16 protein-coding genes are annotated in these 16,175 nt (G+C 39.8%); 3 read left to right on the top strand and 13 right to left on the bottom strand.

Annotation, left to right across the window (positions count from 1 at the left end; genetic code table 11):
• Window positions 1-80: 80 nt before the first annotated feature.
• The gene (locus HWV00_RS04175; RefSeq protein ID WP_211684891.1) at window positions 81-2,261 is read left to right on the top strand and encodes a hypothetical protein; all 2,181 of its coding nucleotides are present in this window, start codon (window positions 81-83) and stop codon (window positions 2,259-2,261) included.
• A complete protein-coding gene (locus HWV00_RS04170) occupies window positions 2,258-3,460 on the top strand; it encodes an outer membrane protein transport protein (protein ID WP_211684890.1) in 1,203 nt (400 codons plus the stop codon). The genes HWV00_RS04175 and HWV00_RS04170 overlap by 4 nt, the downstream gene beginning before the upstream one ends.
• Window positions 3,461-3,541: 81 nt before the next feature.
• Here the strand turns inward: HWV00_RS04170 and HWV00_RS04165 are convergent, their stop codons facing one another.
• The 13 genes from HWV00_RS04165 to HWV00_RS04105 all read right to left on the bottom strand — a co-directional run bounded on the left by HWV00_RS04165 (window position 3,542) and on the right by HWV00_RS04105 (window position 15,729).
• Entirely contained in the window at window positions 3,542-4,003 is a 462-nt protein-coding gene (locus HWV00_RS04165; RefSeq protein WP_211684889.1) for a hypothetical protein, read from the bottom strand.
• Entirely contained in the window at window positions 3,996-4,679 is a 684-nt protein-coding gene (locus tag HWV00_RS04160) for a winged helix-turn-helix domain-containing protein (protein WP_211684888.1), read from the bottom strand. The genes HWV00_RS04165 and HWV00_RS04160 overlap by 8 nt, the downstream gene beginning before the upstream one ends.
• A 180-nt stretch (window positions 4,680-4,859) precedes the next feature.
• Window positions 4,860-5,885, bottom strand: coding sequence for an L-threonine 3-dehydrogenase (tdh, locus tag HWV00_RS04155; protein ID WP_211684887.1), 1,026 nt, complete (start codon window positions 5,883-5,885; stop codon window positions 4,860-4,862).
• Window positions 5,886-5,919: 34 nt separating this feature from the next.
• Window positions 5,920-7,110: a glycine C-acetyltransferase gene (locus HWV00_RS04150; protein WP_211684886.1), complete on the bottom strand. Its 1,191-nt coding sequence runs from the start codon at window positions 7,108-7,110 to the stop codon at window positions 5,920-5,922.
• 241 nt (window positions 7,111-7,351) lie between these two features.
• Entirely contained in the window at window positions 7,352-9,040 is a 1,689-nt protein-coding gene (locus tag HWV00_RS04145) for an NAD-dependent malic enzyme (RefSeq protein WP_211684885.1), read from the bottom strand.
• Window positions 9,041-9,228: 188 nt separating this feature from the next.
• Window positions 9,229-10,083, bottom strand: coding sequence for an RNA polymerase sigma factor RpoD/SigA (locus HWV00_RS04140; protein ID WP_211684884.1), 855 nt, complete (start codon window positions 10,081-10,083; stop codon window positions 9,229-9,231).
• Window positions 10,084-10,520: 437 nt separating this feature from the next.
• Window positions 10,521-10,976 carry an acyl-CoA thioester hydrolase YciA gene (gene yciA, locus HWV00_RS04135; protein ID WP_211684883.1) on the bottom strand — a complete coding sequence of 152 codons (456 nt, stop codon included), beginning with the start codon at window positions 10,974-10,976 and terminating at the stop codon, window positions 10,521-10,523.
• Window positions 10,977-11,052: 76 nt separating this feature from the next.
• Entirely contained in the window at window positions 11,053-12,063 is a 1,011-nt protein-coding gene (ltaE, locus tag HWV00_RS04130) for a low-specificity L-threonine aldolase (RefSeq protein WP_211684882.1), read from the bottom strand.
• A gap of 270 nt (window positions 12,064-12,333) precedes the next feature.
• Window positions 12,334-13,548 carry a serine/threonine transporter SstT gene (gene sstT, locus HWV00_RS04125; RefSeq protein ID WP_211684881.1) on the bottom strand — a complete coding sequence of 405 codons (1,215 nt, stop codon included), beginning with the start codon at window positions 13,546-13,548 and terminating at the stop codon, window positions 12,334-12,336.
• Between the two features lie 150 nt (window positions 13,549-13,698).
• Entirely contained in the window at window positions 13,699-14,136 is a 438-nt protein-coding gene (locus HWV00_RS04120) for a hypothetical protein (RefSeq protein ID WP_211684880.1), read from the bottom strand.
• Window positions 14,137-14,550 carry a hypothetical protein gene (locus HWV00_RS04115; protein ID WP_211684879.1) on the bottom strand — a complete coding sequence of 138 codons (414 nt, stop codon included), beginning with the start codon at window positions 14,548-14,550 and terminating at the stop codon, window positions 14,137-14,139.
• A gap of 53 nt (window positions 14,551-14,603) precedes the next feature.
• A complete protein-coding gene (locus HWV00_RS04110) occupies window positions 14,604-15,206 on the bottom strand; it encodes a type II secretion system protein J (RefSeq protein WP_255554905.1) in 603 nt (200 codons plus the stop codon).
• Window positions 15,193-15,729: a prepilin-type N-terminal cleavage/methylation domain-containing protein gene (locus tag HWV00_RS04105; RefSeq protein WP_211684878.1), complete on the bottom strand. Its 537-nt coding sequence runs from the start codon at window positions 15,727-15,729 to the stop codon at window positions 15,193-15,195. Before HWV00_RS04105 ends, HWV00_RS04110 begins: the two co-directional genes overlap by 14 nt.
• Window positions 15,730-15,953: 224 nt before the next feature.
• On the opposite strand from HWV00_RS04105, the gene HWV00_RS04100 reads away from it, so the two are divergent.
• Complete coding sequence (locus tag HWV00_RS04100; protein WP_211684877.1) at window positions 15,954-16,175, top strand: hypothetical protein; 222 nt, start codon at window positions 15,954-15,956, stop codon at window positions 16,173-16,175.

Below are 16,175 nucleotides of genomic sequence, written 5' to 3'. Positions count from 1 at the left end.
TAATACTTAATTATTAGGGTGTTTGTGGTTTTTGAGCAAAAGTGACGACCTGACACGAAACTCAACATGGAACAATGACAATGACGTTAATAAATTTAAGGCGCTATGCTGGTGTCTTTATAGGCTGCATCGCAATAAGTGCATGCCAATCAGATGAAGAAAGCCACCAAGCACCTATTGATATGTATGTGCCATTCTCAGTTACTGCACTACCTATGCCTAACGACGGTTATGGCTACGATATTGACTCAACAATATCATTACCAGGTGAAGACGAGGTAACCGGAATCGATAGAGAGAATTTTTATCGCAGTTCTGACACCGTTTATGCTGCGCTCGATGGTTGGGGGTTATGTACAGAGCCAATGCAAATTCCAATTTCGACCTTAAGTGGTAAAGAAAGATACCCACTGAATTCAATGACATTAGCGAATAATGTCATCTTAATAAAAGAAGATGGCACCCCTGTTGAAACGAATATATCTTCAACCAGTGAAAATATCCAAATTGAATGTACCGCGACACTAGAAGAAAAAAGTACATATTTCTTACTCGTCAATGATCAGATAGAAACCTCAGATGGCACACAACTACAAGCCGACCCTGCATTTACAGCGTTAATGAATCCCGATATAGCACCAGCAACATTAACGGAGCAAGAGCAACGCGTACAAGCACAAATACAGGCAGCAAAAGCAGCGGCTGGCACCACTATCCAAGGTGAGATAGTTTACGCAGCGCAATTCACGACTCAAAATACTTATGCCATATTAGATAGCATCATTGAAAATAATAAATCCGCAGCACTCGGAGACCTCACGCCTGTCAACACTGATGGACGTAACTATGATACCTATACTGCTGAGCTAACCCTGCCCTACTACTTGCCTTTTCACGGTGGCACTCCAGAACCATTGAGTGAAAAAGAAGCCTGCTTAGTGGATGAGTTTGATCCTATCGGTTCATGCCCAGATCTATACCGTTGGATGAGACCTGAAAATGATACAAGTGAACACTTAACACAGGATAACAGCCTACCCTCTTCTACAGAGTTAACGATTAATGTCGATATTTATGCACCGAAAAACTGGGGTTACCGCAAGCTACCTGTCGTGCAATTTATCCATGGCGTAACAGCCAATAAAGGCACTGCATCATTAATGGCACAAGATTACACCGATGCTGGTTATTTGGTTGTTGCTATTGATATGCCTTACCACGGCGAACGGATCTTACTTGATGATGAAGGAAATGAGATTGGCGCTGAAATTAACAAGGCAGACTTTATTAATATCAGCTCCCCCCTCACTCTCAGAGGTAACTTAAACCAAGCGGTATCTGACAACCTCAGTTTACGTAATGCATTAATCAACGCACCTTGGGCTGATGAAACCAATACTCATCTTATTGGTCATTCTCTTGGTGGCATTGTGTCTGTGATGGTGACCGAGATGTCGCAAAGCACTATCCAGCCATTAGCGAGAACGGTGGACCTGTCATATAAAACAGTTAACTTTGTCGTTCCCGGACAAGGCTTAGTAAACCTCGTTTTAACCTCAGATCTACTTGGACCAGAGACTGAAGAATCAGTAAAAAAATCACCCGATATTCAACGCGGTATTGCTGAAACAGTTATTCCTGAACAATGCGATATCACTAACACCAACGAAGAGTGCATTTTAGCATTACGAGAATTCAGTGCACAATCAACACATAACGCTAACGTCGTTACCCAGCTTGAAAATGATATCTACGCATTAATTATGCCGAGCTTTAAACAAGGTGTACAAAGCAGTGTTGATAGTGCAGATCCTGCCAACTTTACCCGTCGTCAGGTCGTAAACCAACAGCCAACATTATTAATCGAAGCTGTCGGTACTTGTGGTGACACCTGCGAAATTGGTGAATATATGCCTGATTACGTGGTACCAAACAATAGCCCAGATAATACGTTAACAGGCACAGATCCGCTCATCAAAGCACTGCAGCTAGATGATATCCGAGATAGCACCCAAGGTGGTTCAGGCGAACTAGGTAAAATTCGAGGAATTATTCGCGCAACCGTTGGTGGCCACGGTACTTACCTTTTCGCTTATGAAGGTCCAATGGACGAAAGTGGCGCACCAGGAGTATCTGATTTAGGTGAGGTGCGTAAAGCCACAACCACACAACAAATAGCGATTAGCAGCATGATCGAGTCAAATGGTTATAAGACCGATATTGACGATCTCACCCATATCGAAGCAGAGGTTACCCAATGAGACACTTACGTCGAGCTTATCCAATCATTTTGTTAGCCTGTATAGGCAACCAAGCTTACGCAGCAGGTTTTCAACTTAATGCACAATCCGCAACAGGCTTAGGCCGAGCATTTGCAGGTGATGGTATTATTGCCGACAATGCTTCAGTGATGGCAAAGAATAGTGCAGCAATGGCTTTATTTGATCAGCCTTCACTTTCTGTTGGTGCCATCGGAGTGGTAACAGATGTGAATATCACGGACGCCTCTTATACACCTATGTTTGGTGATACTGTGGATGCAAATGTTGATGATATTGCCAATAACGCCTTCATCCCCAACTTTTATTATGTACATCCCATTGCGGATTCCGATTTAACGCTCGGTGCAGGCATCTACTCTAACTTTGCCACTAACATCGCATTTCCTGATGATTATGTTGCCAGTGAATTTGGTGGTGAAACATCACTAACTAGCATCAATATCGCACTTTCTGCTGCCTATCAGGTGACAGATAAACTGAGTCTAGGTGCTGGACTTGATATTATTCACGGAGAAGGACAAATATCTCGAGATGCCCTACTTGCTGTTGAAGCGGATGGCGTCGCTTACGGCTTTAATCTTGGCGTCGCTTATGAGTTTAACGCAAATAATCGCCTTGGTTTAAGTTACCGTTACAGTCCAGATTTAGAAGCCAATGGCGATGTAGATATGACCGGTGAAGGCAGCGCTAGCAGTATCAATATCCCCTTGCCCGATATGATCGAACTGTCTGGCTACCATAGAGTTATGCCACAATTAGCATTTCATTACAGCGTTCAATATGTGCAATGGGCTGAGTTTGACTCGTTAACATCGGATGAATTCGACAGTAACATTAAGGATTATGAATGGGCTGATGCGGGACATATATCCATTGGTAGTACTTATTATGTGTCCCCTGAATGGGAGTTACGTGCAGGCTACATGTACGACCATGCACCCACCGATACATTAGAGTCCCTTTCGATTCCCGATGCTAGCCGTCATTGGTTATCACTGGGTAGTACTTATAAAATATCGCGTTCACAAAGCATTGATTTAGGGGTTAGCTATATTCTCGCCGAAGATACGACGGTCGAAGAAAGCCTCACCACCATACCGGGAACAGAATCCAGTATTAATGGTGTTGTAAAATCGAGTGCTTGGTTGTTTGGTTTGCAGTACAACCACTCGTTTTAACGATTTACTCCTGCCTTAAGAACATACTAACTAGCTTATATTGTGCATCCGGCTAGTTAGTATGTATTCCACTCACCGCTCTTATCGCGGCTTAAAATAAAACGCTCCACGCTCTGAAAATAGTAGCAAAGCATCCTTATTATGTTGCGGTCTAAACGCCATCATATTCTCAGTGGTATGCATTTCAGCGCGGCTGACTAATTTCTCATATAACTGCAATGGGTCTTTACTACTCGATTCACCTAATAAAGGTTCGCTGTTCGTGATGTTTAATGACAATAACCCATCATCAAGCTGGTAATCACCGACCGCAGAGAAACCAATATCACGCGGTATCACGATATAATACTCAAATTGACCAGTGTCTTTTAACTCTAACCCTGCATTAATATCAATATTTAAAGATTTACCAAAGCTCGTGGTTACATGTACTCGCGTATCAGAACTCAGGCGTTCACTCACCAGCGAGCTTGTATTCTGATTCATTAAAAAACCTGTTAATAGACCACCTAGAGTCACACCCAATAATGCTAATTTATTCACAGTCCACCTCCGAATCATCCTGATAACTAATAGAAGTTTCGGTTGTATCGATTAACAAAGACAAGCCATTGGCATGGTAAATCGTCACGTCCTGAAATATGGTTTCGGTTGCTGTTGCCGGATCAGTAAAAACACATTTAGCAAACTGCTCAATATAATAATACTCTGCAGAACGCCATGGCGATGAAAACTGACGCCAAAGCATAAATGAAGAGACAGTTATTAATAAATACACCGCAAAATAGCGCCACCATGAATTAACATTGTTGGTGTTTTTTAAAGAAGTAGTATTCGCAGGCCCTGCATCAGTGATAGCATTTTCATGTTTTTCTTGCTCACTGTCTTCAAGGGGCTCGGTAGAATACGGTTCCACTTTGCCTAAAAAGATATAACCTTTACCACGTTGTGTTTGAATAATTTGCGTGTCTTTATCTTCGAGTGCTTTTCGACAATTAGAGATCGCATGTAACAAGCTACTATCTTCAACAATAATGCCTTTACTTAGCCACACTTCCTCCATCAAGTCTTGACGAAGTAACAACTTGCCTTGTTGCTGGATCATATAGCGTAATAATGCCACCTCATTACTGCCTAAACTTGTGCGTAATCCAGTACTTAAACTCAAAATCATTGCATCATCGAAATCTACAACATAATTTTCATTGACGATCATCATGGGTAATTACTATTCACTCTAAATAAATCACAGTGTTATATTATAACATCTTCATCACGACACTTTCCCAAAATATAATACTGTTTTATAAAAATAAACGTATTAAAGACAATAAAAAAGGGTAAGCCTGATTATTTCAGACTTACCCTTTCATCGTTAATCTATGTGATTAGCGTTATATTATTCCCAGTCTAGAATAACTTTACCAGACATACCTGAACGCATAATATCAAAACCTTCTTGGAATTGATCAATTGGGAAATTGTGCGTGATGATTGGTGTTAGGTCTAAACCTGACTGAATTAATGCAGCCATTTTGTACCAAGTTTCAAACATTTCACGGCCGTAGATACCTTTAATAACTAAACCTTTAAAGATAACATTGCCCCATTCGATGCTCATGTCATTTGGTGGAATACCTAGCATAGCAACTTTACCGCCATGGTTCATCTTATCTAGCATATCGCTAAATGCAGATGGTACTCCTGACATTTCAAGACCCACATCGAAGCCTTCAGTCATTTTAAGCTCATCCATCACGTCTTTAAGTGATTCTGTTGCTACGTTTACAGCGCGAGTCACACCCATTTTACGAGCTAGATCTAGACGGTATTCATTCACATCTGTGATCACTACATTACGTGCACCAACGTGCTTACATACTGCAGCAGCCATGATGCCAATAGGACCAGCACCTGTGATTAATACATCTTCACCAACAACGTCAAATGATAATGCTGTGTGTACAGCGTTACCAAACGGGTCAAAGATTGCAGCCATATCATCAGAAACATCATCTGGTAATTTGAATGCGTTAAATGCTGGAATCACTAAATACTCAGCGAATGCACCTTCACGGTTAACACCAACACCCGTTGTGTTACGGCATAAATGTGTGCGGCCTGCACGACAGTTACGACAGTGACCACAAGTAATGTGACCTTCACCAGAAACACGATCACCTAACGTGAAGCCACGAACTTCTTGGCCGATGCCAACAACTTCGCCCACGTATTCGTGACCGACAACCATAGGTACTGGAATTGTCTTTTGTGACCAATCATCCCAGTTATAAATATGGATATCAGTACCGCAAATCGCAGTTTTACGGATCTTGATTAACAGGTCATTGTGTCCAAGCGTTGGCTTTTCCACATCTGTCATCCAAATACCTTGTTCAGGTTTTAATTTTGCTAGTGCTTTCATTTTCTTCAATCCACTTATTTAGATGATATTAAGTTTAGATAATGCCAAGATCTTTACCGATACGGGTAAATGCGGCAATTGCAATATCAATTTGTTCTACGCTGTGCGCTGCTGACATTTGTGTACGGATACGTGCTTTACCATGTGGAACCACTGGGAAAGAGAAACCAATTACGTAGATGCCTTCTGCTAATAAACGATCTGACATTTCAGCAGCAAGGGCTGCATCACCAATCATAACGGGTACGATTGCGTGGTCAGCACCAGCAAGTGTAAAGCCTGCTGCACTCATTTCACGGCGGAAATGCTCTGCGTTAGATTTAACTTTTGCACGCAGTTCATGACCTTCTTCCATCATTTCGATTACACGAATTGATGCTGCAACAATTGTTGGTGCTACAGAGTTTGAGAATAGGTATGGACGTGAACGCTGACGTAACCAATCAACAACTTCTTTTTTAGCTGATGTGTAACCGCCTGATGCGCCGCCTAATGCTTTACCTAGTGTACCCGTGATGATATCAACACGGTCCATTACGCCACAGTGCTCAGGGGTACCACGACCGCCTTCACCGACGAAACCAACTGCATGTGAATCATCAACCATTACGAGTGCGTTGTATTTGTCTGCAAGGTCACAAACACCTTGTAGGTTAGCGATAACGCCGTCCATTGAGAATACACCGTCAGTTGCGATTAGCTTATGACGAACACCAGCCGCATCAGCAGCAATAAGTTGTTCTTCTAGTGATGTCATGTCGTTATTTTTATAACGGAAGCGTTTTGCTTTACATAAACGTACACCATCAATAATTGATGCGTGGTTTAGTTCATCAGAGATAATTGCATCTTCTGCACCTAATAATGTCTCAAATAAACCCGCGTTTGCATCAAAGCAAGACGTATACAGAATCGTATCTTCCATACCTAGGAAAGTACTGATCTTGCTTTCTAATTCTTTATGTTTGTCTTGTGTACCACAGATAAAGCGTACTGACGCCATACCAAAACCATGACTATCTAAACCAGATTGCGCCGCCGCAATTAGGTCTGCATGGTTAGCTAAGCCTAAATAGTTGTTCGCGCAGAAGTTAACAACTTCATTTCCCGCCACTTGAATGTTGGCATTTTGGGCAGAAGTAATCACTCGCTCTTTTTTATAAAGGCCATCAGCTTTAGTTTGTTCTAGCTGAGATTGAATTTGCGAATAAAATGATGTGGTCATCTGGCCAACTCCTAAGGTTAATGTCGATTTGATAGAGAAACGCCACGCATTCTACTAAACATAGCTGATCAAGCCAGAAGTATATGTCAAATAGGCAAGTATTTTTTGCAAAATTGTTACTCAGCACCACTTATTGCAACATATAACCAATAAAATCGATAAAAAAAACCAGCTAAAGTAGCTGGTTTTTTTTAATATCAGTAGGTAATACCTATATGGATTACATATTTAGGGGTATTAACTAGTTAGCAACACGCTTATATTGACGATATTCTGGTAACCAGAAATTCTTTTCAATATTAGCGCGGATAGCTTCATCTGATGTTTGTAAAGCAACACCCTGCAGCTGTGCTGTTTTCGCAACCCAGAAAGCAATCTCTTTACTTACTGAATGAATATCCGCTAATGGCGGTAATAATGGACCTTCACCATCACGACCTAATGGAGAACAATCTGCTAATGCACGACTTGCAGCCATTAACATTGCATTTGTTACACGCGTTGCTTCTGCTGCTAGTACACCTAAGCCGATACCAGGGAAAATGTAACTATTGTTACATTGTGCAATGGTAATCAAATCATCACCATAACTTACAGCTGGGAAAGGGCTACCCGTTGCGACAAGTGCACGACCTTCAGTCCAACGGATGATGTCTTGTGGTGTCGCTTCTACACGTGATGTTGGGTTACTAAGCGGGAATACAATTGGATGCTCAGTATTTGCAGCCATCGTTTTAATCACTTGCTCAGTAAACAGACCCGGTTGGCCAGATACACCGATCAGAATAGATGGTTTAGCATGTACCATCACGTCAAGTAATGAGATCACATCACTGTCGATATTCCATTCATCACGTAAACCTTGATGCTGCACGAGCTTCTGTTGGAAGTCGAGTAAGTTTGGCATTTTGTCAGTCAACACACCAAAACGATCAACCATGAATACACGAGCACGTGCAGCACTGTCAGATAAACCTTCAGATTTCATTTGCGCTACGATTTGCTCAGCAATACCACAACCAGCAGAACCAGCACCTAAGAAGGTAACCTTTTGTTCGCTCAGTTTTGTTTTAGCAGCACGACATGCCGCCATTAAACTACCAAGTGTCACTGCAGCTGTACCTTGAATATCATCATTGAAACAGCAAATTTCATCTTTATAGCGCTTCAACAATGGCATTGCATTTTGTTGTGCAAAATCTTCAAACTGTAATAATACATTTGGCCAGCGGCGTTTTACTGCATCAATAAACAGATCTAAAAATTCATTGTATTTGTCTTGATCGATACGCGGTTTGCGCCAGCCCATGTACATAGGATCTTTCAAGCGGTTTTCATTATTAGTACCAACATCAAGCACGATTGGTAGGCAGTTAGCAGGGCTAATACCACCACATGACGTATACAATGACAGCTTACCAATTGGAATACCCATACCACCAATACCTTGATCGCCTAGACCAAGAATACGCTCACCATCCGTTACTACGATTACTTTTACATTCTGCTTGTTCACATTATGTAAAATATCATCAATATTTTCACGTTCAGGATAAGAGATAAATAGGCCACGAGCACGACGATAGATATCTGAGAATTGCTGACATGCAGCGCCAACCGTTGGGGTATAAATAATTGGCATCATCTCTTCAAGATGATCGTCAACTAAACGATAAAAAAGGGTTTCGTTAGTATCTTGAATATTACGCAAATAAACGTGTTTATCCATCGAATTCTCAAAACCAGAGAATTGCTTGTAAGCACGTTCAGATTGTTCTTGGATTGATTCAACCATCGGCGGAATTAAACCAGTAAGATTGAAACTTTGACGCTCAATAGCACTAAAACCACTGCCTTTATTTAATAAAGGAGTTTCTAATAGTGAAGAGCCAGCGTAGGGCAAATACAGAGGACGATTTGTTGTGCTCATTGATATCTCATATATATGAAAAAGTGCAGTATGCTATCAGTCGTAACTACTGGACGGGCTAAAATGACGAAGGAATATACCCGGCTAAACTATCATAATCTAAAGAAAAAAACTAAAGATAACGATAATAGCTGAAAATATATTCCTTTGTATATATACAGAAAATCAGTGAGTATGCTGTCGATTACTTAATTGAGATAATCTTGTTTTTGTACTGTATTTTGCAGTAACTCAGGCTGAATTTTCTGTAAACTTAAATTAATAATTTGGCGGATTCGTTCTCTCGACATAGACAAACGTTCACCAATAACATGTAACGTTAACGGGTCTTCTTCACCTAATCCGAATCTCAGCTCAATAATTTTTCGATCTCGTTCAGATAAATGGCCTAACACTTCATCCAAATAACATAAAGTATCCGCATCTTCGAGTTCATCATTGGGCTTACAGATAGAGTAATCTTCTAACATGTCAACTAAGGCTGTACTCGAGTCACGATCGGTGACAATCGTTTTATCTAAACTCGCTTCATTAAAGTAGTAGGATAACACTTCGGTAACTTGTTCGTGCTGCATTTCCAGTAATTCTGCCAATGCCATCACATCCTGATTACATTGCAAGTCTAATTCTTGTTCACGTGCTGTTTTTAAAATGCGTTTATAAACCTTACCAATATGAATAGGCACTCGAATTGTGCGAGACTGATTCATAATAAAACGTTCGATATTGTTTTTAATCCACCACACTGCGTAAGTCGAAAAACGGAAACCTTTTGTTGCATCAAACTTTTCGACCGCGTGAATTAATCCAGTATTCCCTTCCTGAATAATATCAACGAGTGGTAGCGAAGTATGTTGATAGCGCTTGGCAATATTTATCACTAAACGTAAATTTGATTGGATCATACGTTGCCGTGCTTTTTCGTCCCCTTCATGAGAGGCCATCGCAGTTTCGTACTCCTCTTCTTTTGTCAGTAACTTACTACTTTGATTAACTTGAAACATGTAGACATCTAGTGCATTTGACTCGTTAGATAATTCCATTTTTCTATCTCCCCAAGCGAGTCTCTCTACCTGAAACAGCGCTTACAAATTAAACATACCTAGCAACAACTATAAAACTAACTAGAAACAATTTTTTATTAAAATAAATTCAGTAGAAATAAGGTTAGTCTGGAATTCAATTTTAGAAAGGTTATTCTTAAAAAAAACAGTAACATTCTTAGATTAGTAATAAAATACCATAAAACCAAACGTGGTCTGACCAGATACTTGTACTTAGGATCTATTGTTAATAAGTTTGTATTAAACCTTATTATGATGAAAATGCTGTATTTAGTGCGTATTAACGAGGTGCAGAACGGATAATATGACGTGATTTCGCGAGTGAAATAATGTTAACTCAGGAATGAAATTAAAAATAACGGAACACTTCAAACAAGAATGTTCCGCTGGTACGCTGATATTATTTATCAGGTAAATTATTCAACTTCGCATGTACGCTCAATACTGCGTGACTTACCATCGTTATCAATCGCAACATACGTGAACGTTGCCTCGGTAACAATATAACGGTAGTTGAACTTTGGCGCATCGATCACTGGTTTAACCCAGATCTCTAACTTAATTGTCATCGATGAATTACCAATACGCGTACACGAACCATAGCAACAAACAACATCACCAACCGTTACTGGCTGATGGAATGTCATACCATCAACAGAAATCGTCGCAACCCTACCCTGTGCGATCTCTTTCGCTAAAATACCACCTGCAATATCCATTTGAGACATAATCCAGCCACCAAAAATATCACCATTTGCATTGGTATCAGCTGGCATTGCTAGCGTACGTAGAATCAAGCTGCCTGTTGGTATTCTTGATTTATCTAATTGCGCTTTTTGCTTATCTGCTACTGCAGTTGTTTTATCTGTCATGATAACTCCGACACTACCTTTATTATTATAATAATTATATTTTATCCGCCTCATTTACACAAAATAAGGCTTCACTTTACATTGAATGAAAATGCTTAATTTCAGCAATTAATAAGTCGATTGCGTCGACACTGATATCTTGATGAACAACAAAGCGAATAGCAGAACTGGCACTAATGATGATCCCTTTAGTACGTAAATAAGCCGATAATGCTTTACCGTCTTTACCCGTGTACTGAGTAAAAATCATATTGGTTTGCACACTGTCTAAATCAAACGTGAACTCAGGTAACGTCAATAATTGCCGAGCTAGATACTGCGTATTATCATGATCAATCGCGAGCTTGGCCACTTGATCTTCTAACGCTAGAATACCTGCAGCCGCAAGAATACCCGCTTGGCGCATTCCCCCGCCCAACATTTTACGCCAGCGTCTTGCACTGCGAATTAATGATTCTGAACCGAGTAATAACGAGCCAACCGGTGCAGCAAGTCCTTTCGATAAACAGATAGAAGCTGAATCAAAATACTGCGTAATTTCACTCGCATCTACATCAAGTTTAACCGCAGCATTGAAGACACGCGCACCATCAAGATGAATACGTAATCCATGTTCAAATGCGAGCGCTTGTGCTTGTGCTAAATACTCAAGCGGTAATACTTTACCGCCAATGGTATTTTCTAATGATAATAATTTAGTTTTAGCATGATGATCATCATCTGGTTTAATATTGTCGCGAATCGCTTGCAGGCAAATAGTGCCATCCGCTTCGTTAGCAATTGGCTGTGGTTGTACACTGCCTAATACTGCTGCACCGCCACCTTCCCAACGATAATTATGTGCATTTTGGCCACAAATATATTCGTCGCCACGCTGACAGTGCGCCATAATCGCGAGTAAATTAGCTTGTGTACCTGACGAGCAAAAGATCGCAGCATCAAATCCATAACGATCAGCAGCCATTTCTTCCAGCTTATTTACCGTTGGATCATCTCCATAAACATCATCACCTACAACTGCTGTTGCCATCGCATTACGCATATCAGCCGTTGGTTGTGTGACAGTATCACTTCTAAAGTCAAACATGTGTTTCTTCCTTTCGCCACAATTCATACAAAACTAATACAGAAATCTACCTTTATCATTAAATCGATAATGACTGTTTTAATCCACTGCTATTTCGGTTTGCGCATTGTAAATGAGTATAACATCCGACTAACAAGAATCAGTCTAATTTCGCACTTTGTTACGGATTGTTACGTTCTTATAAAAAAGCAGCCAGTTATCGCTAACTGGCTGCTTAATTAAGTACTATATGTGGCTCACTACGTCAGTAAATCACTTAATATATGATTTTTATACGTCTGTTTTTCTTTCATGAGCGTGGCTTACAGCAGCAGTAAATACCACATCAGTTGAGCTGTTTAATGCAGTTTCAGCCGAGTCTTGCAATACGCCAATAATGAAGCCCGTTGCAACCACTTGCATCGCAATATCGTTATCGATACCAAATAAGCTACAAGCTAATGGAATTAACAATAATGAACCACCGGCAACACCAGAAGCACCACACGCCGAAATAGCCGCAATTAAACTCAGTAATAATGCAGTTGGTAAATCAACTGCAATACCTAACGTATTAACCGCTGCAAGCGTTAGCACTGTAATCGTAATCGCTGCACCACCCATGTTAATCGTTGCACCCAGAGGGATAGATACCGAGTAAGTATCTTTATGTAAATTAAGCTTTTTACACAGTTCCATATTGACAGGAATATTTGCCGCAGATGAACGTGTGAAGAATGCAGTAATACCACTTTCACGTAGACACTGGAAAATTAATGGATATGGATTTTGACGCGACATAACAAACAAAATGATTGGATTAACCACTAATGCTACAACCGCCATCGACGTTAATAGTACCGCTAATAAATGGGTGTAACTTGCCATAGCCGAGAAACCAACAGTAGCAAATGTTGATGATACAAGACCAAAGATACCTAGCGGTGCAAAACGAATAACAACATGAACAATCTTAGATACACCATCGGCAATATCTTTGATCACTTTCTTTGTTGTTGACGAGGCATGTTTTAGTGCTGCACCAAAACCAATACCCCAAGTTAATACGCCAATAAAGTTACTTGTTACAATCGCATTAATCGGGTTATCTACAACTTTGTAAATAAGGTTACGCAGTACGTCAGTAATATTACTTGGCGCAGAATTGGTAGCAGCTTCAGTCATCAAGCTAAGTTGTATTGGGAATAAAAAGCTTAAGCTAACGGCTACGATAGCGGCTGCAAATGTACCGAATAAATACAAGGCCACAATTGGTCGAATATTAGCATTGGTGTTAGATTCTTGATTTGCAATTGCAGAGATAACTAATACAAATACTAATAAAGGTGCGATAGCTTTTAGTGCGCTAACAAACAACCCACCAAATAAGCTTGCTTCCTTAGCGATTTCAGGTGCTGCATACGCTAATGCAATACCTGCAACAATACTAATAATGATCTGCTTAACCAAACTCAATTGAAAAAGCCCTGCTATTTTACTACCCATATCACGTCCTAAATATCCATAAAAACCAATAAAGGCAGGATAATATCAAATTAAATGAAAAAGATAATATAAAACATTAGTAATTCGTCACAAAATAACAATAAATATTGAGTTTAACGTAAATTATAGTTCACAACACTTACATTGTTTTTATCTCACTATCACATTCCGGTTTAATGTCGTCATATCACTAATCGTCCGAGAAATATTATTTCTCTCAACCCAGCTAATTTTAACTATCACCTCTTTTAGTAAACTCGATGTCGCCTTCGTGGTGGTTTCCGTTACCTGCCAGGTTAAATTAAACTGATATTGATCGTAATCGATATTACCTGCCACTAAGCCACCACCACTATTTGAACTTAAGGCATTAAATTCATCAATTGAATCGATTAAATAACGTAATTCATTCTGCTTATACTCCATCAATGCCCATGCTGATTTATATTGTGACTGCTGCAACACAATATGAGCCTGCGTTAACTTTAGTGCTGTCATACCAAATATAGGAAGAATTAACATGAATAAACAGATCATCACCTCAAATAAAGTACTCCCCTGCTGCAAAGCATGCCCACTAAGCCGCATTTAAAATCCCTGTAAAGAACGAGGTTGCCAAACCCAAGGGGTTGATAACGTAATAATTTGGCGCTCCATGATCAGTCGCTCTGTATCATTATATGAGACTTCGATTGTGATATTAAAATACCCTTCTTTTTCTATACATAAATAAAACGGCTCCAACAAGCTATATTGACGCATCATATCGTTTGGTATAACTAAATGCTGCTTATCTAATTCCAAGCCCGAACATGGTGTCGCCAGTGCTAATAACGCTGGAGAGTCATAAAGCACAATATAAAATAAATCTAATTTGTTGGCCGCTGCCATTCTCGTTTTAAGGTAATTAAGTTCAAGCTGATTACGTTGGATTCGCTGCTGCTGAATATGCGCAAATGACAAACTGGCACTCATTGAAATTAAAACTAAAATAAGTGTCATCGATAATAAAGCAAAGCCACGAATCGCTATACCAGCAGTTTGTATACGCCTAACTATAGAAAAGCCCTCGCGCTGCTATTGCGAGAAAAGCTAAGCTCAATATCTGTTAACTGTCGATGCCCTATGCGTAGTTTAATAATGACATAACCTTTTACCCGATACGGAGACGTCTGAATCTGTTCAGAAATGATAAACTGCAGCGCGCTAATCTTGGTACTCGCCGAATCAGAAATCATCTCCCAACCTAATCCTCCTTCACAACTGACTTCACTACCTTTACGCTGTTGCAATCCACCATTATGTAAACGAAATCCAAAACTTTCATGGCTAAACACACCATCTTCATTACGATCATAGCGATACATGATGCAATCTTGCCGAGGGTTCAAAATATAAATCTCATCATTGTTATAAATAAAAGGCTTCACACCTTCACCAGCTAATGTATAGCCCGCTCTAGCTAACTCTCGTTGCATAATCGTGAGTATATTATGCGCTTCTTGTTGCACTATATAATATTGCTCTGCTCTGTTCTTTTGTATTTCATGATTGCTAAATACACTATAAATACCAGTCAAAATAACACCAACTAATGTAAGCGAAATCATGGTTTCGATAAGTACATAGCCCGCGTTCACAGACCTAACATGCGGCATATAACGAACTATCTCCATGGACGGTGCAAACTCGAATACGGCCTTGGGAGCTCACGATGATCTTAGTTGTAAAGCGACCCAGTGAAAGTAAATAAGTAGCACCATTTGTCATGCCTAATAATGGCGAGAAAGACAATTTAGGTCGATTGCTACTGACATCAATATCACCGAATACAACACTAACCTGAGCATATTTAGACTGGCATAGGTTTTTTGATACTAAGCAATCACAACTGCCTACATGACTAATAACCCAACATGATTTTTCCGAACTAATAGCGGTATTATTTACCTGTAAGTTAAGATAATGGGGAGCACCTCGGATTATCGCGAGTTGCTTTGTGGTATTGAGTGCTTCAACAAGTTGACGGGTGAGATTGCCTATTTTATTTTTGTTCGCATATGCACTATATGAAGGTAGGCTCAACGCCATTAATATCGCCAGTATTGAAATTGCGATTAGTAGCTCAATTAACGTTAGGCCATGCAGTTTAAGTTTAAGTTTAAATTGATACTGTATCATTTACATTAGATTCATCTGGAGATAGCGAATAACACTAACCCTAGAATAAAATGTAATCACTGATACTTTTATGCGAATAAACAGGTAAAATGTTCCACAATTATTGAATATAAACACACTGGTTACTTGTTCGCTTTGATTATATAAAGCAAAAAAACAAGTAAATAACAGGTGTAATTATATCAATCACAGTAAATAGAAAAACGAACAACTAAAGAGTTATTATGTCAAAAATAGATTTTTCAGAAATCAATAAAAGCAGTTCAAAATCATTTCATGAACAGCGTAATACCATCAAGAAAGTATGCCTTGGAAAAACGGTGCTATGCCCTGTTTGCCAGCAAGCATTAAAGTTATTACCGCCAAAGAATAAAGCTGACGAATCTAAAACAGGCGTAAGCTGCGTGAAAGGTTGTACGTTTATTGAATTGGAATTTGAACTGTAA

Origin of the sequence: Moritella sp. 24 (assembly GCF_018219155.1) — a bacterium.
GTDB lineage: Bacteria > Pseudomonadota > Gammaproteobacteria > Enterobacterales > Moritellaceae > Moritella.
The sequence above is the reverse complement of the archived record's forward strand: the minus strand, read 5'-3'. Positions and strand labels throughout refer to the sequence as shown.